The organism is Actinacidiphila yanglinensis (assembly GCF_900107965.1).
GTDB lineage: Bacteria > Actinomycetota > Actinomycetes > Streptomycetales > Streptomycetaceae > Actinacidiphila > Actinacidiphila yanglinensis.
The window spans coordinates 372,495-396,574 of record NZ_FNVU01000003.1 but is presented as its reverse complement, the minus strand read 5'-3'; the positions used below and the strand labels follow the sequence as shown (position 1 = coordinate 396,574).

The following is a 24,080-nucleotide window of genomic DNA, read 5'->3' as shown; positions in this document are numbered from 1 at the left end:
ACCGAAAGGTAACTCGTGAACGACCTGAGCGCTCTTCCCGCGGATTTCCTCTGGGGTGCGGCCACCGCCGCGTACCAGATCGAGGGCGCGGTGGACGAGGACGGCCGGGCCCCGTCCATCTGGGACACCTTCTCCCACACTCCCGGCAAGGTCGCGGGCGGCGACACCGGCGACGTCGCCTGCGACCACTACCACCGCTGGCAGGAGGACCTGGGGCTGATGAAGTCCCTGGGCCTGGACACCTACCGCTTCTCCGTCGCGTGGCCGCGGATCATCCCGCAGGGCTCCGGCGCGGTCAACCAGGCCGGTCTGGCCTTCTACGACCGCCTGGTGGACGCCCTGCTGGAGGCGGGCATCACCCCCAACGCGACGCTGTACCACTGGGACCTGCCGCAGGCGCAGCAGGACCGCGGCGGCTGGCCCGAGCGGGAGACCGCCGAGCGGTTCGGCGAGTACGCGGCCGTGGTCGGGCAGGCGCTCGGCGACCGCGTCAAGGACTGGGCGACCCTCAACGAGCCGCTGTGCTCGGCGTGGATCGGCCACCTCGAAGGCACCATGGCGCCGGGCTGGACCGACCTGACCGCCGCCGTGCGCGCCTCCTACCACCTGCACGTCGGCCACGGCCTGGCGATGCAGGCGTTGCGGGCCGCCCACGGCGACCTGCGGATCGGCATCGTCAACAACCTCAGCCCGTGCCTGCCGGCCACCGACCGCGAGGCGGACATCGCCGCCGCACGGCGGGCCGACGGCCACACCAACCGCTGGTGGCTCGACCCGATCCACGGCCGCGGCTACCCGCAGGACATGCTGGACCTGTACGGCGTCGAACTGCCGGTCAAGGACGGCGACATGGAGTCCATCGCGGCTCCGCTGGACTGGCTGGGCCTGAACTACTACTTCCCGCAGTACATCACGGACGACCCGACCGGTCAGGCGCCGTACGCGAAGATGGCGTACCGCCCGGGCGTGCCGCGCACCGCGATGGACTGGGAGGTGGACGCGGACGGCCTGGAGTCGCTGCTGGTCCGGCTGGCGGAGGAGTACGGCGCCCGCAAGGTGTTCGTCACCGAGAACGGCTCCGCCTACCGCGACGTGGTCGGCGCCGACGGCCAGGTCGACGACCCGGAGCGGACGCGGTACCTGGAGGACCACCTGGCCGCCTGCGCCCGCGCCGTCAAGCGCGGGGTGCCGCTGGCCGGTTACTTCGCCTGGTCGCTGCTGGACAACTTCGAGTGGGCGTACGGCTACGACAAGCGCTTCGGTCTGGTGCACGTCGACTACACCACGCAGAAGCGCACCATCAAGGGCAGCGGGCGGCGCTACGCCGACATCGTTGCCGCGCACCGCCGCAAGGCGCGGCGCGCGGCCTGACGACCCGGCCGCCCGGCGGTCCGCGCCCGATCGGCGCGGTCGCCGGGCGGCGGCGTGCCCCGTCAACTCCCGCCGGCCGGCCGTTCGATGAGCCGCCCGGCGGGATTTTTCGTGGCCCGGGCGGGCTCCCGGCCGCCCTCGGGCCGGCTCGCGGCCGGCCGGCCGCGCAGGTAGGTGGCGCGGACCACGCCGTGCAGGGTGCGGCCGGCGTAGGCGGTGATCGGGTTGCGGTGGTGCAGCCGGGCCGGGTCGACGGTGAAGGTCCCCTCGGGGTCGAGCACCGTGAAGTCGGCGTCGTGGCCGGGGGCGATGGCGCCCTTGACGCCGTCGAGCCCGGCCAGCCGGGCCGGCCCGGCCGACATCCAGCCCGCCACCTCGGCGAGGGTGTGCCCGCGGCGGCGGGCCTCGGTCCACACCGCGGGCAGGCCGAGCTGGAGCGAGGAGATGCCGCCCCAGGCGGTGGCGAAGTCCCCGGTGTCCTTGTGCTTCAGATCGAGGGTGGAGGGCGAGTGGTCGGACACCACGCAGTCGATGGTGCCGTCGGCGAGCGCCTGCCACAGCGCGTCCTGGTTGGCGGCCTCCCGGATCGGCGGGCAGCACTTGAACTCCGTCGCCCCGTCCGGGACTTCTTCGGCGGTGAGGGTGAGGAAGTGCGGGCAGGTCTCGACGGTCAGGCGCACCCCCTCGCGGCGGGCGGCGGCGATCAGGGGCAGCGCGGACGCGGAGGACAGGTGCAGGATGTGCACCCGGGACCCGCGCTCCGCGGCCAGTTCGATCACCCCGGCGATGGCCCGGTCCTCGGCTGCCGCCGGCCGGGACGCCAGGAAGTCGGCGTACTTCGGCCCGCCGCGCCGCGGGGCGCCGTCGATCAGCCGCGGGTCCTCCGCGTGCACGATGAGCAGGCCGTCGAAGCGCGCCAACGCGTCCATCGCCTCGATGAGCTGCCCGCGGTCCAGATGCGGGAACTCGTCCACGCCGGAGGGCAGCAGGAAGCACTTGAAGCCGAACACGCCCGCGTCGTGCAGGGCCTTGAGGTCGGCGGTGTTGCCGGGCACCGCGCCGCCCCAGAAGCCGGTGTCGGTGTGCACCCGGCCGCGCGCGGCGGCCCGCTTGGTGTCCAGGTGGGCGGCGGTGGTCGTGGGCGGCACGCTGTTGAGCGGCATGTCGACGAGGGTGGTGATGCCGCCGGCCACGGCGGCCGCGCTGGCGGTGGCGAAGCCCTCCCACTCGGCCCGGCCGGGGTCGTTGACGTGCACGTGCGTATCGACCAGCCCGGGCAGCAGCACGTCGTCGCCGAGGTCGGTGTACCGCGCGTCCGGCGGCAGCGCGGCGTCGTGCGGCAGCACCGCGGTGATGGTGCCGCCGGCGAAGACCACGGCGGCCGGGCGCTCTCCCTGCGGGGTCACGACGCGCGTCGAGCGCAGCACCTGCTCCTCCACCACACGGCCTCCGTCGTCCGGGAGAATTTCAACGTTCTGTTGACGGACATGGTGGGTATCGTTCCCCGGGACGTCAAGGGCGGTAGGATTCCACAGAGCGAAAACCGCATTCCGCCAGCAGCGGGTGCCGGGCTTGACGGGCTCGTCGGGCCGATCCGGGGGCGGATGCCCCCGGCGGCGGAACGGGCCGCCGGGGGGTCCACCACGAACGAGGGGAACGTACGTGCCTGCTGACCGCACCGGAGGCGGCGTCCAGTCGCTCGAACGCGCCTTCGGCCTGCTGGAGCGGATGGCCGACGCGGGCGGCGAGGTCGGGCTGAGCGAGCTGTCGGCCAGCAGCGGGCTGCCGCTGCCCACCATCCACCGCCTGATGCGCACCCTGGTCGACTGCGGCTACGTCCGCCAGCAGCCGAACCGGCGGTACGCCCTCGGGCCCCGGCTGATCCGGCTCGGCGAGAGCGCGTCCAAGCTGCTGGGCACCTGGGCCCGGCCGTTCCTCGCCGAACTGGTCGAGGCGACCGGGGAGACCGCGAACATGGCGCTGCTCGACGGCGACGAGGTGGTGTACGTCGCGCAGGTGCCCTCCCGGCACTCGATGCGGATGTTCACCGAGGTCGGCCGGCGCGTGCTGCCGCACTCCACCGGCGTCGGCAAGGCGCTGCTCGCCCAACTCCCGCCGGAGCAGGTGCGGGCGCTGCTCGGGCGGACCGGGATGCCGGCCGCGACCGAGCACACGATCACCGACCCGGACGCGTTCCTCGCCGAACTCGACCGCATCCGCGGGCTCGGCTACGCCGTCGACGACAACGAGCAGGAGACCGGCGTGCGGTGCCTCGCGGTCACCGTGCCCGACTCCCCCACCGCCGCGGCGATCTCCATCTCCGGCCCGGCCGGGCGGGTGACGGAAGCGGCCACCGACAAGATCGTGCCCGTCCTGCACGACGTGGCACAGCAGTTGGCGCGGGCGCTGTCGACCTGAGGGCCGTCGCGGTTCAACAATGCGCGGCGGTTCGGCGCGGTACAGGGACTCAGCGGGACTCCGTGGCCCAGCGGGACTCAGGGGCGCGGCGGGGCCAGGCGTTCGACGGCCTCGCGCAGCGCGTCGAGCGGGGCGGTCAGCGCGCTGATCGATCCGATCACCGCGGCGACCAGGAGTAAGGAGTGGCGCATCCGCTCGGAGTCCACCAGGCCGAGCGCCTGTTCGGCGTTGCCGGCCTCGTGGGCCAGCACGTCGAGCTGGTCCTCGGCCACGCCCCGATCCGGCAACACCGCGCGGTAGGCGGCCAGTTCCCGGCGGAGCCCCCGCACCGCTTCCGCCAGATGCGCGCCGGGTCCCCTCCCGGCCGTACCGCCGCGCCCGTTCTCGAGCACCTGCGACTCCCCCACCACCACGGACAGACCACCCTCGCGTAGGACTTCACCCGGGGCGCAATCCGGCCATGGCGCGCCCGGGGCGGATCAGTTAACGCGACTCCACCCTTATCGCGCCACTCCGTCGGCGAAATTCGCGCGGAATTGGTCACCAGGAGCAGATCGGTTTACCACCTCATGCCACACCGTGAGGTCGAACACCGCTGCGGCGGAAGGAGTTTGACGACCCGGCATCTGACGGAACGTCACCAGCGCGGTGACGGCGCCGTCCACGGACCGTACGCACAGCCGGGCGCCCCCGCTCAGCGCGGTGGTGGCCACCGACGTCACCCGGCCGGTGGCGGCCGACCGGCAGGTGGCAGCAGTTGCCGGGCTGCCCGCGGCGACCACCGCGAGGGTGTCCCGGGTGCCGTCCACGGTGAAGGCACCGGCGTCCGCGGTGAGCCCCAGATCGCCGCTCGCCGGACCGTGGCTGAGCGTGGGCGGGTCGCCGCGCAGTGACAGCCCGTCACCGGCGGGCAGCCGCATCTGCTGGTAGACCAGGCCGCTGTCCGGCTGGGGTGCGCCGGTGGCGTCCCCGCCGGGCGGCGGCGAGGTGGGCGAGGGCGACACGGGGGAAAGCGACGGCTGCGGCGCCCCCTCGACCGCGGACGGCGCCGCCCCGCTCGACTGCGGCCCGCTGCTGCTCCGCCCGGCGAAGGCGACCGCGGCGGTCGCCACGACGGCGCACCCGGCGATCGCGGCCACCACCCCGACCGCCTTCCGCCGCTTTCTCGGCAGCGGCAGCGGCACATGCACGTAGGGCGCCCGCGGCCACTGCTGCGGGTGCCACAGGTACCCGCCGTGCGGCGGCGCTCCGCCCGCGGCGCCGGCCGGCTGCTGCGCGTGCGCGCCACCCGCGTACGCCAGGACCGGCGGCTGCGCCGGCGCGGGGTACGGCGCTCCGGCGTCCGACGCGGAGGGCGGCGGCCCGGCCGGCGACGGCGGCTGCTGCGGCTGGGCCTGCGGGGCCTGGTGCGGGTGCGGCGGCGCCGGGAGGTGGGGCGCGGCCTCCGGACGGGACGGCGCCCGACCCGCGGGCGGGTTCGCGGGTGCGTTCGCGGGCGAACTCGGGGGCGGGCCCGCGGGCTTCACCGGGGGCGGCGCGAAGTGCGGCGGGGGGATGGCCGGGAGGATCGCGGCGAGGAGGGGGGCCGGCAGCCAGGAGGTGGGACGCGACTCGGGCGCGGCCTGGGCGCACATCGTGGCGATCTGGGCGAGCGAGGGCCGCAGCGCGGGGTCCTTGATCAGGCAGCGGGTGACGATCTCCCGGAGCTGGCCCGGCAGTTCGTTGAGATCGGGCTCGGCGTGCTGGACCCGGGAGCCGTCACCGAAGGGCGCGACGCCGATCGAGGCGTACGCGGCTATCTGCCCGAGCGCGAAGACGTCCGTGGCGGCCCGGGCGGCCTTCCCCGCGGCCTGCTCGGGCGAGCGGAACGCGGTCGCCTCCCCGACCTCGCCGACCCGGACCTCGTCCGCGCGGCCCTCGTCCGCCCGGTTCCCGTCCGCCCGATTTCCGTCCGCCCGGTTCCCGTCGGCTCCGCCCTCCCCCGCACCGTCGCCGCCCGCGGCCTCCCCGTCGCCGGCGGGCTCGCGCGCACCAGCGGCGGCGCCCTCCGCGACCCACGCCAGCGCGTACCCCTTCAGCCGGGGCCCGTCCCCGGCGAGCAGCACGTGCGCGGGCCGCAGCCCGCCGTGCACCACACCGGCGTGGTGCATCGCCTGGAGCCCTTCGGCGAGGGCGGCGACCAGCCGCAGCACGACCCCGGTGGGCAGCGGTCCGCCGCGCTCCACGGCGGTGCGCAGCGACAGGGACGGCACGTAGGCGCTCGCGACCCAGTAGCGCTCGCCCTCCCGCCCGCTGCCGAGCACCGGCACGATGCAGGGCCCGGGCACGCGGGCCGCGGCCTGGGCGTCGTGGTGGAAGCGGGCGGCGAAGCCGTCGGCGGCGGCGAGTTCGGGCCGGATCACGGTGAGCGCGACCGGCTGCCCGCCGGGGGCGTACGCGAGGTAGGAGGTGCCGGCCGCGCCGGGCCCGTCCGAGCCGAGCCGCGCGGCGATGCGGTGCCCGGAGACCGTCGCCGGGTCATCGCCGGACACCGGCGCGAAGACCGGACCTCGGAAGTCCGGTCCGGGGTCCTGACCGAAGTCCGGACCGGTGTGCGCTGGCCCCATCAGTCCCCGTCCCTCACCTGGCAACCGCCCCTCCCGCAACACGGCCCGACGATACCGGAACACGCCACGCCGACGGCGTCCTGTTCCACTGCCGTGACACGCGCGGTATGCAGGAGGAATGAACTCACATGGCGAGGTGGCCGGCCTGCTGCTGGCGGCGGGTGGCGGCCGGCGACTGGGCGGCCGTCCGAAGGCGCTGCTGGCCTACCGGGGGCGGCCGTTGGTGGAGCACGCGGTCGCCGTGCTGCGCGAGGGCGGGTGCGACCAGGTGCATGTGGTGCTGGGCGCCGCGGCGGACGAGGTCCGTGCCCGCGCCGACCTGGCGGGCTGCGTGCTGGTGGACAACCCGCACTGGGCCGACGGCATGGGCTCGTCGCTGCGCGCGGGGCTCGCCTCGCTGGCCGCCGTGCCGGTGGTCCCGACCGCGGCGGTGATCGGCCTGGTCGACCAGCCGCGGGTGCCGGCCGCCGCGGTGGCGCGGGTGATCGCCGCGGGCCGGGCGGCCGACGACCTGCCGTCGGCGCTGGTCTCCGCCGTCTACGAGGGACAGCGGGGGCACCCGGTGCTGTTCGGCGCCAGCCGCTGGGCGGGGGTGGCGTGCAGCGCGGGCGGGGATCGCGGCGCGCGGACGTATCTGCGGGAGCACATCGAGCAGACCGTGCTCGTGGAATGCGCCGACATCGGCGACCCCGCCGACATCGACACCCCCGACGATCTGCACGTTCTCGACCAGCAGGAGGGCGGCCCGGAAGGAGGCAGCGGCCGCGGTGCGGGCGGCGGTCCGGAGTCCGGCGCTGCACCGCGTGCCACAAAACGTTGAACTTCCGCACAGCGAAAACTATGCTCCACCTTGCAGAAGTGAGCGCGCTCCGGGCGCGCCCCGGCACCCCGTGCCACCCTTGCTCTACGGAGGAGTGACCCGCATGTCCGCAAGCGCGCCGTCCCCGGCCGTCGTCTCCGAGGCCGCCGGGCCCGTACCCCGCTCGGAGGAGGTGCTGACCCCTCAGGCCCTCACCTTCCTCGCCGAACTCCACCGGCACTTCGCCGCCCGCCGCGACGAACTGCTCGCGCTCAGAAGGCAGCGGCGCGCCGAGATCGCCCGCACCGCCACGCTCGACTTCCTGCCGCAGACCGCCCACATCCGCGACGGCGACTGGCAGGTGGCGTCCGCCCCGGCCCCCCTGGAGGACCGCCGGGTGGAGATCACCGGCCCCACCGACCGCAAGATGACCATCAACGCGCTCAACTCCGGTGCCCGGATCTGGCTCGCGGACTTCGAGGACGCCTCCGCCCCCACCTGGGAGAACGTCGTCGGCGGCCAGGTCAACCTGATCGACGCCTACGAGCGCCGGATCGACTTCACCTCGCCCGAGGGCAAGAGCTACGCACTGAAGGACGCCGCCGAACTGGCCACCGTGGTGGTACGGCCGCGCGGCTGGCACCTGGCCGAGCGGCACCTGACCGTCGACGGCGAGCAGATCGCGGGTGGCCTGGTCGACTTCGGCCTGTACTTCTTCCACAACGCCCAGCGCCTGCTCGGCCTCGGCAAGGGACCCTATTTCTACCTGCCGAAGACCGAGTCGCACCTCGAAGCCCGGCTGTGGAACGACGTGTTCGTCTTCGCCCAGGAGTACGTCGGCATCCCGCGCGGCACGATCCGCGCCACCGTGCTGATCGAGACGATCACCGCCGCCTACGAGATGGAGGAGATCCTCTACGAGCTGCGCGAGCACGCCTCCGGGCTCAACGCGGGCCGCTGGGACTACCTGTTCTCGATCGTGAAGAACTTCCGCGACGCCGGCGAGCGGTTCGTGCTGCCGGACCGCAACGCGGTGACGATGACCGCGCCGTTCATGCGCGCCTACACCGAACTGCTGGTGCGCACCTGCCACAAGCGCGGCGCGCACGCGATCGGCGGCATGGCGGCCTTCATCCCGTCCCGCCGCGACGCGGACGTCAACCAGCTGGCCTTCGAGAAGGTCAAGGCGGACAAGGACCGCGAGGCCGCCGACGGCTTCGACGGCTCCTGGGTGGCCCACCCCGACCTGGTGCCGATCGCCCGCGCCTCCTTCGACGCGGTGCTCGGCGACCGCCCGCACCAGAAGGACCGGCTGCGCGAGGACGTCCACGTCACCGCCGCCGAACTGATCGACATCGCCTCGCTCGACGCCCGCCCCACCTTCGAGGGCCTGCGCAACGCGGTCCAGGTCGGCATCCGCTACATCGAGGCGTGGCTGCGCGGTTCGGGCGCGGTGGCCATCTTCAACCTGATGGAGGACGCGGCCACCGCGGAGATCTCCCGCTCGCAGATCTGGCAGTGGACCAACGCCGGCGTCGTCTTCGAGGGCGGCGAGAAGGCCACAGCCGAACTGGCCCGGCAGGTCGCCGCCGACGAACTCCTGGCGATCCGGGACGAGGTGGGCGAGGACGCGTTCGCCACCGGGAAGTGGGCCGAGGCGCACGACCTGCTGATCAGGACCGCGCTGGACGCGGAGTACGTCGACTTCCTGACGCTGCCCGCCTACCAGCGGCTGGTCGGATGAGCGCCCGGGCGGCCACCGCGCTGCGCGACGCGACGGCCGCGGACTGGCCGCTGATATGGCCGTTCCTGCACCGGATCTGCGCCGAGGGCGGGACGTTCAGCTACCCGGTCGACCTCACGGAGGAACAGGGCCGCGGCTACTGGATGCTCCCGTCGCCCGGCCGCACGATCGTGGCCACCGACCCCTCGGGCGCCGTCCTCGGCACCGCGAAGATGAACCCCAACCAGATGGGCAACGCCGCGCACGTCTCCAGTGCCAGCTTCATGGTCGACCCGGAGCACGCCGGGCGGGGCGTGGGGCGGGCGCTGTGCGAGGAGGCGCTGCGCTGGGCGGCGGCCGAGGGCTACCGCGGGATGCAGTTCAACGCCGTGGTGGCGTCCAACACGCCGGCGGTGAAGCTCTACCAGTCGCTCGGCTTCGACATCGTCGGCACCGTGCCCGAAGGCTTCCGGCACCCGCGGCTGGGCTACGTCGGGCTGCACATCATGTACAAGGCGCTGTAGGCGCGCACAGCGCCCCGGGCAGCGGTGGTCCGCAGGGACCGCCGGGCCGGGGGCGCTGTCACCGGGCCCCGTTCAGGACGGGGCCCGGTCACCGGCCGGGGGCCGTCCCTCCCCGGCCGGTCGTCTCAACCCGCTGCCGGACCGGGCTCGTTGAGGCGGGCCCTGGTGATCTCGGCGAGCCGGCGGGCCTCGCCGCGGGTCAGCTTCGCGACGGCGTCCTCGTCGACGCGGGTCAGCCGGCCGTCCTCCACCACCGGGTGCCCGCCCACCAGGGACAGGGTGACCGGCGCGGCGGCACCCAGCACGAGGGCCGCGACCGGGTCGGCGATGGACGCGTGCCCGATGCCGTCGAGCTTCCACAGCACCAGGTCGGCGAGCTTGCCCGGCTCCAGCGAGCCGATCTCGGCGGCCCGGCCCAGCACTTGGGCGCCGCCGTAGGTGCCGAGCCGCAGTGCCTGGCGGGCGTTGAGCGCCTTCTCGCCGCCGCCGAGCCGGTTGATCAGCAGCGCGTTGCGCAGCTCGGTGTGCAGCTCGCCGGACTCGTTGGACGCGGTGCCGTCCACGCCCAGGCCGACCGGCACGCCGGCCGCGAGCATGTCCGGGACCCGCGCGATCCCGGCGGCCAGCCGGGCGTTGGAGGATGGGCAGTGCGCCACTCCGGTGCCGGTGCGGGCGAAGGCCGCGATGTCGGAGTCGTTCATGTGCACGCAGTGCGCCATCCACACGTCGTCGCCGAGCCAGCCGGTGGACGCGAAGTAGTCCGTCGGGCCCATGCCGAACAGCTCGTGGCAGAACTTCTCCTCCTCCACCGTCTCGCTGCCGTGGGTGTGCAGCCGGACGCCCTTGCGCCGGGCCAACAGCGCCGCCTCACGCATCAGTTCGGTCGAGACGGAGAAGGGCGAGCAGGGCGCGGCGACGATCTGGAGCATCGAGCCGAAGGAGGCGTCGTGGTAGGTGTCGATCGCCGCCTCGGTGGCCAGCAGCGCGTCCTCGGTGCTCTCCACCGCGAAGTCCGGCGGCAGTCCGCCGGCGCTCTGGCCGCGGTCCATCGAGCCGCGGGCGGCGGTGAAGCGCACGCCGATGTCCGCGGCGGCCCGGATCTCCGCGCCGAGCAGGTCGCCGGCGCCGCGCGGGAAGACGTAGTGGTGGTCCATCGCGGTGGTGACCCCGCCGCGGACCATCATGGCCAGCGACCCGGCCGCGGCGGCGTGCACCATGGGCTCGTCGATCCGCGCCCACGTCGGGTACAGCTCCACCAGCCAGTTGAACAGGTTGCTGTCCTGGGCCAACCCGCGGGTGATCCACTGGTAGAAGTGGTGGTGGGTGTTGACCAGTCCGGGGGTGGCCAGGTGGCCGGTGCCGTCGATCCGGCGGGCGACGTCCGCGAGCCCCGCGGGCGCGGGTCCGGCGCCGACCGACTCGATGATGCCGCCGGCGACGACGATGTGCCCGGAGTCGTACTCGGTGCCGTCCGCGTCGACGGTCGCGATCGCGCAGTTCTCGATGACAAGCCGCCGGGCGGGTGCGCGGGCCGGGACCTGCGCGGGGATGTGCTCTGCCATGGGGTGGGCCCTCTCAGTCCGTCACCGGGATGGCGGCCTCGGCGCCCTCGCGCAGCACGGTGCCCTCGATGAGGCCGTACGGGCGGTCGGCGGCGTAGTACACCTCGTTGTCGTTCTTCAGGCCGAAGGGTTCGAGGTCGACCAGGAAGTGGTGCTTGTTGGGCAGCGACAGCCGTACCTCGTCCACGCCGGGCGTCCGCTCGATGACCCGTGCGCCCATGCTGTACAGGGTTTGCTGGAGCGAGAGCGAGTACGTCTCCGCGAACGCGGCCAGCAGGTGCCCGCGGACCTGCGGATAGGTCTCCTCCCAGGCGGGCTCGGGCTGGTCGTCACCGCTCCAGGAGAACCGCCAGCGGGCGGTGACCTCGGTGGCGAGGACGCGGTCGCGGGTCTCCGGCAGGGTGGTGTAGCCGTCCTTGAGGTAGCCCCGGAACTCGGAGTCGGTGGTGTTGAGCACCACCATGTCCTTCAGCCCCGAGACCACCTGCCAGTGCGCGCCGTCGAAGGTGACCTCGGTGGTCCGGGTCTCGCGGGCGTCGCGGACGAAGGAGTGGCCGGTCTCCTGCGGCCCGATCCGGTCCCAGGCGTACTGCTCGACCCGGATACGGGCCCGGTGTATGGATGCCTGGCTGGTGACGAAGTGCCGGGCCAGGAGGATCGCGAACCCCTCTGCGGACTCGATGCCGTGCTTCTGCGCGAAGGCGTAGACGGTGTTCTTGGTGGTGTCGGTGGTCAGCACGGCGGCGTTGGAGCCGGACAGATGCACGTCCTCCATGGCGCCGGACAGCGCCACCGACACGCTGAGGTCCTTCAGGTGGTGGGTGTCCCCGTCGCGGACCACCCGGACCACCCGGACCTCGGCCTTGCCGTACTGGTTCTGACCGAGGCGGGTGGGGCGGGCGGGGCTGGGTTCTGCAGTCATCGGTGCTAGCTCCCTCGGTATACGGAGTAGCCGAACGGGTTGAGCAGCAGCGGTACGTGGTAGTGCTCGCCCGGCGCGACCGCGAAGACGATCGCCACCTCGGGGAAGAACACTCCGCTGTCCCTTGGACCGACTCGGTCCGCGCGGGGGGCGTCCTGCTGGGCCTCGGCTCGGTGGGTGAAGTAGGGCTCCACGGCGAAGCGGAGCCGGACGTGCGTGGTGTGCGCGGGCAGGACCGGCAGGTCCGAGCAGCGGCCGTCGGCGTCGGTGGCCGAGTCGCCGTGCGCGCTCCAGGGCGCCTCGGGCCCGGTCCTGACCGCGAGTTCGACGGCGACACCGGCCGCGGGGCGCCCGGCGCTGGTGTCGAGGATGTGCGTGGACACCGAGACGGTCTCCTCCGGGCGCGCCCGGTCCGCCGGGCCCTGAGGGTGCGGTGCGGCCGTCATGCGGGGTCCTCCTCGGTGCGGCGGGTCAGCCTGATCCGGTTGATCCTTCCCAGTTCGGTCCGGACGATCTCGCGTTCGGTGTCCGGGTCGTTGCCGATCCGCTCCCGGAGGGCGGCCAGCATCTGGGCACCGGTGCGGCCGGTGGCGCAGATCAGGAAGACGTGGCCGTGGGCGTCCTGGTAGTCGAGGTTCAGCCGCAGGAGTTCGTCCCGCTCGGCGTCACCGACCCCGCCCTGCTCGCGCGCCGACGCCGGGTCGCCCTGGGTGGGGCGGCCGATCGGCGGGTGACCGGCCATCGCCTCGCCGAGGTCGGCCGCGGTGAGCGCCACCACGGCCGCGTCGCTCGCCGCGAGCAGGTCGTCGAGGCGGGCGTACGGCCGGCCGGCGGCCACCGCCGCGCCCCAGGCCCGGCTGGCACACACGTCGTGCAGCAGCTCGGCGGCGGCGCGGTCGGCGGCCTCGTTGAACCGGGCCAGGCCCGGCGAAGCGCTGGAAGTCACCCTCGCAAGCTACGAGCAGCCGCGAGCAGACGTCAACAGTTTGTTGAAAACTTCTGCCGGCGAGCGGCCGCCGTGCAGGGCTCACTTCGTGTCGCGAGCGGCGTTCTCCCTGTTCAGGTAGTTGTAGACGGTGAAGCGGCTGACTCCGAGGGCCGACGCGACCGTCTCCACCCCGTGCCGTACCGAGAACGCGCCGCGCTCCTCCAGGATGCGCACCACGGTCTGCTTGTCCTTGCGGCCCAGCTCGGCCAAGGGCCCGTGCCGGCGCCGCAGGTCGGCGAGCAGGTGGTCGAGCGAGTCGGCGAGGTGCGGCAGCCGCACCGCGACCACCGGCTCGCCCTCCCAGCTGAGCACGACGTCGTCGCCCCGGGCCTGGTCGGGCGGGAGCGCCTGCCCGCCCATCGCGTCCACCAGGGGCTGCACGGCGGCGACGAAGTCCCGCCCCTGCGCCGCGCCGCTCACCGCGGCCCCGCACCGAGCACGCTGACCTGGAGCGAGACCCGGGTCGCCCCCACCGCGACGGTACGGCGCAGCAGTTCGGCGACGGCCGCGATCACCGCCTCCTCCTCGCCCTCGGCGGTGTTGCCGAACGGGCCGACGTCGACGGCCTCCAGGGGCCCGGCCGCCAGCACCTCGCGGGCGGCCAGCGCGTGCTCGGGCGGCTCCTCGAGGTCGAACGGCTCGGTGGTGAACTCCAGCCTCATTCTCACGACTGCCCCCACGGTGGCTGCGGCGCCTTCGGGCCCTCCACCGCGGAGGGCGACTCGCAGGCGACCCTAACCGACCCCCCGGCGCCGGGCGACCGCGCTCCGGAGGCCGGCGGAGGCACTTGACACGGCCGCCACGCCTGCTTCACTGTTCCACAGAACAGAAACTAACTTCCGCTATCCGGAAATACGAACCCGTACGCCGACCCGGAAGGAGCCGCCTCGTGGGTCTCGCCGACGCGCGCTTCGATGTGAACCTCTCGATCCTCTTCACCGAACTCCCGTTGCTGGAACGGCCGGCCGCGGCCGCCGCCGCGGGTTTCGACGCCGTCGAGCTGTGGTGGCCGTGGATCGACGACCCCACGCCGGACCGGGCCCGCCTCGACGACCTGCGGTCCGCGCTGGAGACCGCCGGCACCCGGCTGGTCGGGCTCAACTTCTACGCCGGGCGGCTGCCCGGGCCCGACCGCGGCGCGCTGTCCGTACCCGGCGAGGAGTCCGCCCGGTTCCGCGCGAACGTCGAGGTCGCCGCCGGGTTCGCCGCGTCCGTCGGCTGCCGCGCGCTGAACGCGCTGTACGGCAACCGCGTCGAAGGGGTCGACCCGGCCGCCCAGGACGCCCTCGCGCTGGAGAACCTGGTGCGCGCCGCGCGCGCCGCCGACGAGATCGGCGCGACCCTGCTGATCGAGGCACTCAACGCCCCCGAGTCCCCGCACTACCCGCTGGTCTCGGCGGACTCCGCGGTCGACGTCGTCCGCCGGGTGAACGAGGCCGCGGGGCTCGACAACACCCGTTTCCTGCTCGACCTCTACCACCTGGCGAGGAACGGCGCCGACCTGCCGGCCGTCATCGCGCAGCACACCGCGCTCACCGGCCACGTGCAGATCGCCGACGACCCCGGCCGCGGCGCCCCCGGCACCGGCTCCCTGCCGCTCGGCTCCCTCCTCGACGCCCTGCACGCCCAGGGCTACGACGGCTGGACCGGTCTGGAGTACAAGCCCTCCCCCGCCGGCTCCGCGGCCAGCTTCGGCTGGCTCCGGCACTGACGCACCGACCCGCACCCCACGGAAGGCAAGAAGAGATGAGCAACCCGCTGCCCAAGGTCGCCTGGATCGGGCTGGGCATCATGGGTTCCCCGATGTCGGAGAACCTGATCCGGGCCGGCTACGACGTGACCGGCCACACCCTGGAAGCCGACAAGCTGGAGCGGCTCGCCGCGCACGGCGGCACCCCCGCCGGCTCGATCGCCGCGGCCGTACGCGACGCGGACGTGATCATCACCATGGTCCCGGCCTCCCCGCAGGTCGAGGCGGTCGCCTACGGCGCGGACGGCATCCTCGCGCACGCCCGCCGCGGCGCCCTGCTGATCGACACCTCCTCGATCACCCCGCAGACCTCGATCGACCTGGCGAAGGCCGCCGCAGAGAAGGGCATCCACGTGCTGGACGCCCCGGTGTCGGGCGGCGAGGCGGGCGCCATCGAGGCGGTGCTGTCCATCATGGTCGGCGGCGAGGCGGCCGACGTGGACCGGGCCCGGCCGATCCTCGACGTGCTGGGCGCGACCGTGGTGCACTGCGGCCCGCACGGCGCCGGCCAAACCGTGAAGGCCGCCAACCAGCTCATCGTGGCGGTCACCCTCCAGGCGTGCGCCGAGGCCGTGGTCTTCCTGGAGAAGTCCGGCGTGGACCTGACCGCTGCCCTCGACGTCCTCGGCGGCGGCCTGGCCGGTTCCACCGTGCTCGCGCGCAAGAGGGACAACTTCCTCTCCCGCGACTTCACCCCCGGCTTCCGGATCGACCTGCACCACAAGGACATGGGGATCGTCACCGACGCCGCCCGCGCGGTCGGCGCGGCGCTGCCGGTCGGCACGGTCGTCGCCGACCTGGTGGCGTCGCTGCGCGCGCAGGGCGACGGCGGCCTGGACCACTCGGCGCTGCTGCGCGGCGTGGAGCGGCTGTCCGGCCTGCCGGTCAAGGACTGAACGCCCCTTCCCTCCGTGTCCCCCGAGTCCCCCCGAACTCCGCCCGGCGGTGCACGCCCTTTCATGGGTCGCGCCAGGGGCACCCGCGGCCCGACGGCCGCGGGAGCGCCGCCGGGCGGCCCAGCTCCGCCCTCCTCGTGCTCACCGCGTGCGAGGGACCGGTCACAGCGGCGCCGAATTCCTGCACTATGGGTGCACGACACCTCGGCGGAAATCACCGCGGCCGGACGGGAGTTGCGAGCGATGGCAGAGAGCGTGCTGGTGCGCTGCCCCGCCTGCGGGCGGGACCACAGCTACACCGCCCCGACGTTTCCGTGCGCCTGCGGCAACCCGCTCGCCCCCTCGGTCGTGCCCGGTGGGGAGCCGGTGCACGTGCTGCACCGCTCCTGGGAGGAGTCCTGGGTCCGGCTGCGCTGCCCGGAGTGCGGCCGCCGCGACCAATGGCCGCAGCCCGAGTTCGACTGCGTGTGCGGCGCGTTGGTGCGGCTGCCCGTCGAGGGGTGCGCCGAGGGCAGCGAGGACGAGGTGCCGGTGCCGCACGGCGCCGCGCCCGAGCCGACCGGGCAGGTGCCGCCACCGACCACCCCGCGGCCCCCGTTCCGCCCGGTGACGATCCGCACCGCGCGCGACGCGCTCACCGCCGCCGCGCACTACCTGAAGTGGCTCGGCTTCGCGAGCGTGCGGATGGCGGGGGACCGCACGGCCAACGGCATCGACCTGCGCGGCGAGGGACTGGTGGCGCAGGTCGACCCGACCACGCTGCCCACGCCGCTGCGGGACGTGGAGTGCCTGTGGCTCAACTGCGTGCACGAGGACGCCACGGGAGCGTTCTTCTCGTTGGCCGGATACGCCCACGATGCGCGGCTGCGGGCGGACCAGCTCGGCGTGCCGCTCTTCGTGATGGACCTCACGGGTACGCCCCAGCCCGTCAACGAGGCGGCGGACGCGCTGACCCGCAAGGGCCCGAACTGACGGTCCGCCCGCACTGCCCGATGGCGTGAGTACCCGGACCCGACGGTCCGCCGTGGTTGCTCGCGCGGTTCCCCGCGCCCCTGTTGTGACGGCTCGCCGCTGTCACCCGCGGATACGGCACGGGCTCGGCTGGACCGGGGAGACGTTCACCTTCCGGGGCGCCAGGAACTGCGCCCCCAGAGCTACGCCCGGGAGGTGCCCCCACAAGCCACCACCGACGGGTGGTCCGGGTGCGGACAGCACGGTGCAGCCCGGGCGGACAGCCTTGACGCCCCGCCCGCGACGGACCTAGCCTCATTTCACATCACAGAAACTCTTTTCCGCATGACGGAACAAGCTCAGCGAGCCCCAGCCCGTTCACGCCCCGCAGGGAGCCCCCCGATGACCCGTATGACCGCCGCCCGCGCGGCCGTGGAAATCCTCCGCCTCGAAGGCGTGAACGCCGCCTTCGGCGTCCCCGGAGCCGCGATCAACCCCTTCTACGCGGCGCTCAAGGCCTCCGGCGCGATCACGCACACCCTGGCCCGCCACGTGGAGGGCGCCGCGCACATGGCCGAGGGCTACACCCGCACCGCCCCCGGCAACATCGGCGTGTGCATCGGCACGTCGGGCCCCGCCGGCACCGACATGATCACCGGGCTGTACTCCGCGACCGGCGACTCCGTCCCGATCCTGTGCATCACCGGGCAGGCCCCCACCTCCGTGATCCACAAGGAGGACTTCCAGGCCGTCGACATCGCCTCGATCGCCACCCCGGTCACCAAGGCGGCCACCACCGTGCTGGAGGCCGCGCAGGTGCCGGGCGTCTTCCAGCAGGCATTCCACCTGATGCGCTCCGGGCGCCCGGGCCCGGTGCTGATCGACCTCCCGATCGACGTGCAGCTCACCGAGATCGAGTTCGACCCCGACACCTACCAGCCGCTGCCGGTCTACCGGCCCGCCGCCTCGGCCGCGCAGATCGGCAAGGCGCTGGCGATGCTCGGCGCGGCGGAGCGCCCGCTGATCGTCGCGGGCGGCGGGGTGATCAACGCCGACGCGGCGGGCCTGCTGGTGGAGTTCGCCGAGCTGACCGGGGTGCCGGTGGTGCCGACGCTGATGGGCTGGGGCGCGATCCCCGACGACCACCCGCTCCACGCGGGCATGGTCGGCCTGCAGACCTCCCACCGGTACGGCAACGAGACGTTCCTCGCCTCCGACTTCGTGCTCGGCATCGGCAACCGCTGGGCGAACCGCCACACCGGCCGGCTCGACGTCTACACCAAGGGCCGCACCTTCGTGCACGTCGACATCGAACCGACCCAGATCGGCAGGATCTTCGCCCCCGACTACGGCATCGCCTCGGACGCCGGGGCCGCGCTGGAGCTGTTCGTCGCCGCGGCGCGGGAGGCGAAGGCGCGGGGCCTGCTGCCCGACCGCTCGGCGTGGGCCGCCTCCGCGCGCGAGCGCAAGGCGACGCTGCACCGCCGCACCCACTTCGACGACATCCCGATCAAGCCGCAGCGGGTCTACGAGGAGATGAACCGCGCGTTCGGCCCGGAGACCCGCTACGTCTCCACCATCGGGCTCTCCCAGATCGCCGGCGCCCAGATGCTGCACGTCTACCGGCCCCGGCACTGGATCAACTGCGGCCAGGCGGGCCCGCTGGGCTGGACCGTCCCGGCCGCGCTGGGGGTCGCCACCGCCGATCCCGACGCGCAGGTGGTCGCGTTGTCCGGCGACTACGACTTCCAGTTCATGATCGAGGAACTCGCGGTCGGCGCCCAGCACCGCATCCCCTACGTGCACGTGCTGGTGAACAACTCCTACCTCGGGCTGATCCGGCAGGCGCAGCGCGGCCTGGGCATCGACTTCCAGGTCAACCTGGAGTTCGAGAACGTCAACTCCCCGGAGATCGGCCGCTACGGGGTGGACCACGTCAAGGTCGCCGAGGGCCTGGGCTGCAAGGCGATCCGGGTCACCGACCCGAACGAGCTGGGCGCGGCCTTCGAGGAGGCGAAGAAGCTCGCCGCCCTGCACCGGGTGCCGGTGGTGGTCGAGGCGGTCCTGGAGCGGATCACCAACATCGCGATGTCCACCACCGCCGACATCGGCGACGTGACGGAGTTCGAGGAACTCGCCACCGAGCCCGGGCACGCGCCGACCGAGATCATCCCGCTCACGGCCGCGCGCTGAACTCCTCGCGCAGCTCGATCTTGCGCACCTTGCCGCTGACCGTCATCGGGAAGGCGGCGAGGACGCGCAGGTGGCGCGGGACCTTGTAGTGCGCGAGCCGGCCGGCACAGAACTCGGCGACCTCCGCGAGGGTGGGCGGGTCGGCCGGGTCGCGCGGTATCACGCAGGCCAGGATCTCCTCGCCGTACCGCTCGTCGGGCACTCCGACGACCTGCACGTCGGAGATCTTCGGATGGGCGTAGAGGAACTCCTCGATCTCGCGCGGGTAGACGTTCTCGCCGCCGCGGATGATCATGTCCTTGATCCGGCCGACGACGGCGACGTACCCGTCGTCCCGCATCACCGCGAGGTCGCCGGTGTGCATCCAGCGTCCCGCGTCCACGGCTTCGGCGGTGCGCCGCGGTTCGTCCCAGTAGCCGAGCATCACCGAGTAGCCCCGGGTGCACAGCTCACCCGGGGTGCCGCGGGGTACGGTGATGCCCGAGGAAGGGTCCACGACCTTCACCTCGATGTGCGGAAGCACCCGGCCGACGGTCTCGGTGCGGTGTTCCAGATCGTCGTCCCGGCGGGTCTGGGTGGACACCGGCGACGTCTCGGTCATGCCGTAGCAGATCGACACCTCGGCCATGTGCATCTCGGCCATCACCCGTTTCATCACCTCCGCCGGGCACGGCGAGCCGGCCATGATGCCGGTGCGCAGCGAACCGAGGTCGTAGGACGCGAAGTCGGGCAGGCCCAGCTCGGCGATGAACATGGTGGGCACGCCGTAGAGGGAGGTGCAGCGCTCCTGCTGCACCGCGCGCAGCGTCGCCGCCGGGTCGAAGGCGGGTGCGGGGATGACGATGCAGGCGGCGTGCGAGGTGATGCCGAGGTTGCCCATCACCATGCCGAAGCAGTGGTAGAAGGGCACCGGCAGGCAGACCCGGTCCTGCTCGCTGTAGCCGACGGTGTCGCCCACGAAGTAGCCGTTGTTGAGGATGTTGTGGTGGGAGAGGGTGGCGCCCTTGGGGAAGCCGGTGGTGCCGGAGGTGTACTGGATGTTGATCGGCTCGTCGCAACTGAGCGACGCCTCCTGCACGGCGAGGTAGTCGGCGGGCAACCCGCCCCCGCCCGAGACGAGTTCGTCCCACTCCGGGTCGCCGATGTGCACCACCTCGCGCAACCCCGGGCAGGCGCCGCGGACTTCGGCCGCCATCGCCCGGTAGTCGCTGCTGCGGTACTCCGTGGAGGCGACCAGCACCTCGATACCGGACTGGTTCAGCACGAACTCCAACTCGTGCAGCCGGTAGGCGGGGTTGATGTTCACCATGATCGCGCCGAGCCGCGCGGTGGCGTACTGGACGAGGACCCACTCGGGGCAGTTCACCGCCCAGATGCCGACCCGGTCGCCCTTGTGCACGCCGTGCGCGGCCAGTCCTCGCGCCAGCCGGTCGACGTCGCGGCCGAACCCGGCGTACGTCCACCGGCGCCCGCTGGGCACGTCGACCAGCGCGTCGCGCTCGGGGTGGGCGGCGATCGCCCGGTCCAGGTTGCGCCCGATGGTGTCGCCGAGCAGCGCGGTGGTTCCGGTGCCGTGCGCGTAGGCGGGCTCGGCCGGCGGGTCCGCGCGGGTCGCGGTGCTGCCCGTGCCGCTCATCGGTGGTCCTCCTCGCGGTACTCGGCGCTGCCGTCGCGGGCGGTGGCCTCGCGCAGCTCGATCCGGCGGATCTTGCCCGACACCGTCTTCGGCAGCTCGGCGAACTCCAGCCGCCGCAGGCGCTTGTACGGTGCCAGCACCGCCCGGGAGTGCGCGAAGATCTGCTGGGCGGTCTCGCCGTTCGGCTCCCAGCCGGCCGCGAGCACCACGTACGCCTTCGGCACCGACAGCCGCACGTCGTCGGGCGCGGGCACGACGGCGGCCTCGGCGACCGCCTCGTGCTCCAGCAGCGCGCTCTCCAGCTCGAACGGGGAGATCTTGTAGTCCGAGGACTTGAACACGTCGTCGCTGCGGCCGACGTAGGTGATGTAGCCGTCCTCGTCCCGGCGGCCGATGTCGCCGGTGTGGTAGTAGCCGCCGGCCATGGCCTCCGCGGTGCGCTCCGGGTCCCCGGCGTACCCGGTCATCAGACCGACCGGCCGGGTGGCGAGGTCCAGGCAGATCTCGCCCTCGTCGCCGGGCTCGCCGGTCTGCGGGTCGACCAGGGCGACGCGGTAGCCCGGGGTGGGGCGGCCCATCGAACCGGCCTTCACCAGCTGCCCGGGCGGGTTGGCCACCTGCACGGCGGTCTCGGTCTGCCCGAAACCGTCCCGGATCAGCACCCCCCACAGCCGTTTGACGTGCTCGATCACCTCGGGATTGAGCGGCTCGCCCGCCGCGACCACCTCGCGCGGCGGGGTGCGCAGCGCCCGCAGGTCGGCCTGGATGAGCATCCGCCACACCGTCGGCGGCGCGCAGAAGCTGGTCACCCCGGCCCGGTCCATCTCGGTCATCAGCCGGGCCGCGTCGAACCGGGTGTAGTTGTGCACGAAGACGGTCGCCTCGGCGTTCCACGGCGCGAACAGGCTGGACCAGGCGTGCTTGGCCCAGCCCGGCGACGAGATGTTCAGGTGCACGTCGCCGGGGCGCAGGCCGATCCAGTACATGGTGGCCAAGTGACCGACCGGGTACGACAGATGGGTGTGCTGGACCAGCTTCGGCTGGGCGGTGGTGCCGGAGGTGAAGTACAGCATCAACGGGTCGTCGCCGCGGGTCGGGCCGTCCGGCACGAAGTCCGGTTCCGCGGCGTACGCGTCCTCGTACGCGAGCCACGGCGCGGGGGCGCCGCCGACCGCGATCCGGGTGTAGTCGCCGGGCACGTCGTCGAACTTCCCGGTGTCGGCGGCCCGCACCACCGCGTGCCGGGCGCCGCCCCGGCCGATCCGGTCGCGCAGGTCGGCCGGGCCGAGCAGCGGCGTGGCCGGGATCGCCACCGCGCGGAGCTTCATCAGCGCCAGCGCGGTCTCCCACTGCTCGGTCTGGTTGCCGAGCATGAGCAGCACCCGGTCGCCGGCCCGCACCCCCAGGCCGCGCAGCCAGTTCGCGACGCGGTCGGTGCGCGCGGACATCTCCCGGAAGGTGGTGCGCGCCTCGCCGCCGTCCTCCTCGACGATCCACAGCGCCGGCCGGTCGGCCCGCACGGGATCGGCGGCGATCACGTCGAACCAGTCCAGCGCCCAGTTGAAGTGCTCCGGGCGCGGCCAGCCGAAGCCGTCGTACGCCGCCCGGTAGTCCTCACGGTGCCGCAGCAGGAAGTCCCGGGCGTCCCGGAACGTACCGGTCGCCTCCGATGACGCCATGTGTCCTCCTCATCGACGGACCCCTGAGTAGCATCGTCCGGTAGTGATGTGGGTCTCACTACCCCCGGAAGGGGGTGAGGGGGTGGTTCGGGTGAACGGGCACGGCGAAGCGGTCGATCTGCGGGCGGCGCTGCTGCGGATGCGCAGGTCCGGACTGCTTCCGGTGTCGTTCGGCGGTCTGGTGCCGGGCGGCGGGCTGCCGGTGGGCTACGGCGCGCGGCAGTTCCGGATCACCGAGCTGGCCGGCACGGCCACCGAGTCGCTGCGCGGCCTGGCGATCACCACCGGCAACGGCCTGGGCGGCAAGACGCTCGCGATGGGCCGCCCGTACGCCGTCACCGACTACCGCGACTCCCGGGTGATCAGCCACGAGTACGACGCGGCGGTGGCGGGCGAGGGCCTGCGCTCGGTCCTCGCGGTGCCGATTGTCGTGCAGCGCCGGGTGCGCGGGGTGCTCTACGGGGCGCTGCGGCAGCCCTTCACGCTCGGCGACCGGCCGCTGAACGTGGCGCTCGATGCGGCCCGCGAGCTCGAACAGGCCCTGGTGATAAGGGACGAGGCGCAGCGGCTGCTGTCCCTGGCGCAGGCACCGCTGCCCGCCGACCCGCGCGCGTGGGAGGAGGTGCGCGAGGCGCACGCGGAGCTGCGCGCGCTGGCCGGCCAGGTGCCCGACATCCACCTGCGGCAGGAACTCCTCAGCGCCTGCACCCGGCTCGCCGCGGCCGGCGCCCCGCCCAGGCCCCCCGCCTCCCCCGGCCCGGCCGCCGCACCCCAGCTCACGCCGCGCGAGCTGGACGTCCTCAGCTCCCTGTCCTCCGGGGCGACCAACGCAACGGTCGCGGCCCGGCTGCACCTCCGGCCCGAGACCGTCAAGAGCTACCTCCGCTCGGCCATGCGGAAGTTGGGGGCCCACACCCGGCTGGAGGCGGTGGTCGCCGCGCGGCGGGCCGGCCTCCTGCCGTAGTCCGCACCCGGGTCCGGCCCTGCGGCTGCCCGGTCGTCCGGACCGATCCGGCCGTCCGAAAACCCAGGGGACGCGACGGCTCCGGCGGCCTACGCTCACGCGGGAGATCCCGCACAGCCCGCCGCGCAGCCCGCCGCCCCGAGGAGTGTCCCCGTGTCCCCTGACCGCCTGCTCGGTTTCGCCGGCATCTCGCTGGTGCTGGTGCTGATCCCGGGCCCCAGCGTGTTGTTCGTCCTCGGGCGCGCCCTCGCCCACGGCCGCCGTACCGCGCTCGGCAGCGTGCTGGGGAACGCGACGGGCGCGTACCTGCTGGCGGCCGGGGTGTCGCTGGGACTGGGCGAGGTGATGGCGACCTCGGCGGCGGTGTTCACCACGGTGAAGCTCGCGGGCGCGGTGTACCTCGTCTTCCTGGGCGTGAAGGCGTGGCGACACCGCGCCGACCTGTCGGCGACGGCCGTACCCGGCGCGGAGTCCGGGGCCGGGCCCGGGACCGGGTCGCCGTCCGGACCGGGCGCCGCTCCCGTACGGGCCCGCAGTGACGCCCGCACCCTGTGGGAGGGCTTCGTCGTGGGCGTCACCAACCCGAAGACCTGCGTGTTCTTCGCCGCGGTGCTCCCCCAGTTCGTGGACCGGGAGGCGGGGCACGTGCATGAGCAGATGCTGCTGCTGGGCCTGGTCTTCACGGTGATCGCGCTGATCTGCGACAGCGTGTGGGCGCTGACCGCCTCGGCCGCCCGCGGCTGGTTCGCCCGCTCGCCGCGCCGGATGGCGGCCGTCGGCGGCACCGGGGGCCTGGCGATGATCGGGCTGGGCGTGGCGGTCGCGGTGACCGGTCGCGCGGACTCCTGACGCAGGTCCGCGGGCAGGTCCCGGGGCAGGCTGGCGCGGCGCGCAGGAACGGGCGGCGAAGCCGAGGGAAAGACGCCTCTGTGCCGCGCCAGGGTTGAGCCGGCCGGCTGTGAGCAGACGCACACCGCCGAGGGAAGCGAAACGTTTGCGTTTCGATATGACGAGTCGTACCTTCGGTCGAGTAAGAGAGTACGAAACCGTTTCGTTCTTCCCGCGGTTCGCCGCCCGTCCCACTTCCAGGAGTCACGA

At 73.5% G+C, this 24,080-nt stretch carries 22 protein-coding genes; 11 read left to right on the top strand and 11 right to left on the bottom strand.

The annotated features are described in order from the left end of the window. Window positions 1-15 precede the first annotated feature (15 nt). Complete coding sequence (locus C4U44_RS08650; protein WP_103885066.1) at window positions 16-1,371, top strand: GH1 family beta-glucosidase; 1,356 nt, start codon at window positions 16-18, stop codon at window positions 1,369-1,371. Between the two features lie 62 nt (window positions 1,372-1,433). Here the strand turns inward: C4U44_RS08650 and allB are convergent, their stop codons facing one another. Further along, a complete protein-coding gene (allB, locus tag C4U44_RS08645) occupies window positions 1,434-2,813 on the bottom strand; it encodes an allantoinase AllB (RefSeq protein ID WP_103885065.1) in 1,380 nt (459 codons plus the stop codon). A gap of 220 nt (window positions 2,814-3,033) precedes the next feature. On the opposite strand from allB, the gene C4U44_RS08640 reads away from it, so the two are divergent. Further along, a complete protein-coding gene (locus C4U44_RS08640; protein ID WP_103885064.1) occupies window positions 3,034-3,789 on the top strand; it encodes an IclR family transcriptional regulator in 756 nt (251 codons plus the stop codon). Between the two features lie 77 nt (window positions 3,790-3,866). Here C4U44_RS08640 and C4U44_RS08635 read toward each other — a convergent pair whose 3' ends face one another. Continuing rightward, window positions 3,867-4,181, bottom strand: coding sequence for a DUF5955 family protein (locus C4U44_RS08635; protein WP_200823179.1), 315 nt, complete (start codon window positions 4,179-4,181; stop codon window positions 3,867-3,869). 108 nt (window positions 4,182-4,289) lie between these two features. Continuing rightward, window positions 4,290-6,395 carry a protein kinase family protein gene (locus tag C4U44_RS08630; RefSeq protein WP_103885063.1) on the bottom strand — a complete coding sequence of 702 codons (2,106 nt, stop codon included), beginning with the start codon at window positions 6,393-6,395 and terminating at the stop codon, window positions 4,290-4,292. Between the two features lie 118 nt (window positions 6,396-6,513). Between C4U44_RS08630 and C4U44_RS08625 the strand changes: the two genes are divergently transcribed. From C4U44_RS08625 to C4U44_RS08615, 3 genes are all read left to right on the top strand, one after another. Further along, entirely contained in the window at window positions 6,514-7,215 is a 702-nt protein-coding gene (locus tag C4U44_RS08625; RefSeq protein WP_103885062.1) for a nucleotidyltransferase family protein, read from the top strand. A 103-nt stretch (window positions 7,216-7,318) separates the two neighbouring features. After that, on the top strand, window positions 7,319-8,938 hold the full coding sequence (gene aceB / locus C4U44_RS08620; protein ID WP_103885061.1) for a malate synthase A: 1,620 nt from the start codon (window positions 7,319-7,321) through the stop codon (window positions 8,936-8,938). Beyond that, complete coding sequence (locus C4U44_RS08615; protein WP_103885060.1) at window positions 8,935-9,441, top strand: GNAT family N-acetyltransferase; 507 nt, start codon at window positions 8,935-8,937, stop codon at window positions 9,439-9,441. The genes aceB and C4U44_RS08615 overlap by 4 nt, the downstream gene beginning before the upstream one ends. Before the next feature lie 125 nt (window positions 9,442-9,566). Here the strand turns inward: C4U44_RS08615 and C4U44_RS08610 are convergent, their stop codons facing one another. From C4U44_RS08610 to C4U44_RS08585, 6 genes are all read right to left on the bottom strand, one after another. After that, window positions 9,567-11,003, bottom strand: a complete 1,437-nt coding sequence (locus tag C4U44_RS08610) for an 8-oxoguanine deaminase (RefSeq protein WP_103885059.1) — start codon at window positions 11,001-11,003, stop codon at window positions 9,567-9,569. Window positions 11,004-11,016: 13 nt separating this feature from the next. Continuing rightward, window positions 11,017-11,925: a factor-independent urate hydroxylase gene (gene pucL / locus C4U44_RS08605; RefSeq protein ID WP_103885058.1), complete on the bottom strand. Its 909-nt coding sequence runs from the start codon at window positions 11,923-11,925 to the stop codon at window positions 11,017-11,019. A gap of 5 nt (window positions 11,926-11,930) precedes the next feature. Beyond that, window positions 11,931-12,371 carry a hydroxyisourate hydrolase gene (gene uraH, locus C4U44_RS08600; protein WP_103885057.1) on the bottom strand — a complete coding sequence of 147 codons (441 nt, stop codon included), beginning with the start codon at window positions 12,369-12,371 and terminating at the stop codon, window positions 11,931-11,933. Then, complete coding sequence (gene uraD / locus C4U44_RS08595) at window positions 12,368-12,871, bottom strand: 2-oxo-4-hydroxy-4-carboxy-5-ureidoimidazoline decarboxylase (RefSeq protein ID WP_103885056.1); 504 nt, start codon at window positions 12,869-12,871, stop codon at window positions 12,368-12,370. Before uraD ends, uraH begins: the two co-directional genes overlap by 4 nt. 81 nt (window positions 12,872-12,952) lie before the next feature. Continuing rightward, the gene (locus C4U44_RS08590; protein ID WP_103885298.1) at window positions 12,953-13,273 is read right to left on the bottom strand and encodes a helix-turn-helix domain-containing protein; all 321 of its coding nucleotides are present in this window, start codon (window positions 13,271-13,273) and stop codon (window positions 12,953-12,955) included. Window positions 13,274-13,329: 56 nt separating this feature from the next. Next, window positions 13,330-13,581, bottom strand: a complete 252-nt coding sequence (locus C4U44_RS08585) for a hypothetical protein (RefSeq protein ID WP_103885055.1) — start codon at window positions 13,579-13,581, stop codon at window positions 13,330-13,332. A 221-nt stretch (window positions 13,582-13,802) separates the two neighbouring features. Between C4U44_RS08585 and C4U44_RS08580 the strand changes: the two genes are divergently transcribed. The 4 genes from C4U44_RS08580 to gcl all read left to right on the top strand — a co-directional run bounded on the left by C4U44_RS08580 (window position 13,803) and on the right by gcl (window position 18,703). Next, a complete protein-coding gene (locus C4U44_RS08580; protein ID WP_103885054.1) occupies window positions 13,803-14,624 on the top strand; it encodes a TIM barrel protein in 822 nt (273 codons plus the stop codon). Window positions 14,625-14,659: 35 nt separating this feature from the next. Further along, window positions 14,660-15,559, top strand: coding sequence for a 2-hydroxy-3-oxopropionate reductase (locus tag C4U44_RS08575; RefSeq protein WP_103885053.1), 900 nt, complete (start codon window positions 14,660-14,662; stop codon window positions 15,557-15,559). A gap of 243 nt (window positions 15,560-15,802) precedes the next feature. Continuing rightward, window positions 15,803-16,531: a hypothetical protein gene (locus tag C4U44_RS08570; protein ID WP_103885052.1), complete on the top strand. Its 729-nt coding sequence runs from the start codon at window positions 15,803-15,805 to the stop codon at window positions 16,529-16,531. Between the two features lie 381 nt (window positions 16,532-16,912). Further along, window positions 16,913-18,703: a glyoxylate carboligase gene (gene gcl, locus C4U44_RS08565; RefSeq protein WP_103885051.1), complete on the top strand. Its 1,791-nt coding sequence runs from the start codon at window positions 16,913-16,915 to the stop codon at window positions 18,701-18,703. Here gcl and C4U44_RS08560 read toward each other — a convergent pair. Beyond that, entirely contained in the window at window positions 18,687-20,339 is a 1,653-nt protein-coding gene (locus tag C4U44_RS08560) for an AMP-binding protein (RefSeq protein WP_103885050.1), read from the bottom strand. The genes gcl and C4U44_RS08560 overlap by 17 nt on opposite strands. Continuing rightward, window positions 20,336-22,018, bottom strand: a complete 1,683-nt coding sequence (locus C4U44_RS08555; RefSeq protein ID WP_103885049.1) for an AMP-binding protein — start codon at window positions 22,016-22,018, stop codon at window positions 20,336-20,338. The genes C4U44_RS08560 and C4U44_RS08555 overlap by 4 nt, the downstream gene beginning before the upstream one ends. 118 nt (window positions 22,019-22,136) lie before the next feature. On the opposite strand from C4U44_RS08555, the gene C4U44_RS08550 reads away from it, so the two are divergent. Continuing rightward, complete coding sequence (locus tag C4U44_RS08550) at window positions 22,137-22,982, top strand: LuxR C-terminal-related transcriptional regulator (RefSeq protein ID WP_103885297.1); 846 nt, start codon at window positions 22,137-22,139, stop codon at window positions 22,980-22,982. Between the two features lie 153 nt (window positions 22,983-23,135). Beyond that, window positions 23,136-23,831 (top strand): LysE family translocator, encoded by a 696-nt coding sequence (locus C4U44_RS08545; RefSeq protein WP_103885048.1) that lies wholly within the window; start codon window positions 23,136-23,138, stop codon window positions 23,829-23,831. Window positions 23,832-24,080: the final 249 nt, after the last annotated feature.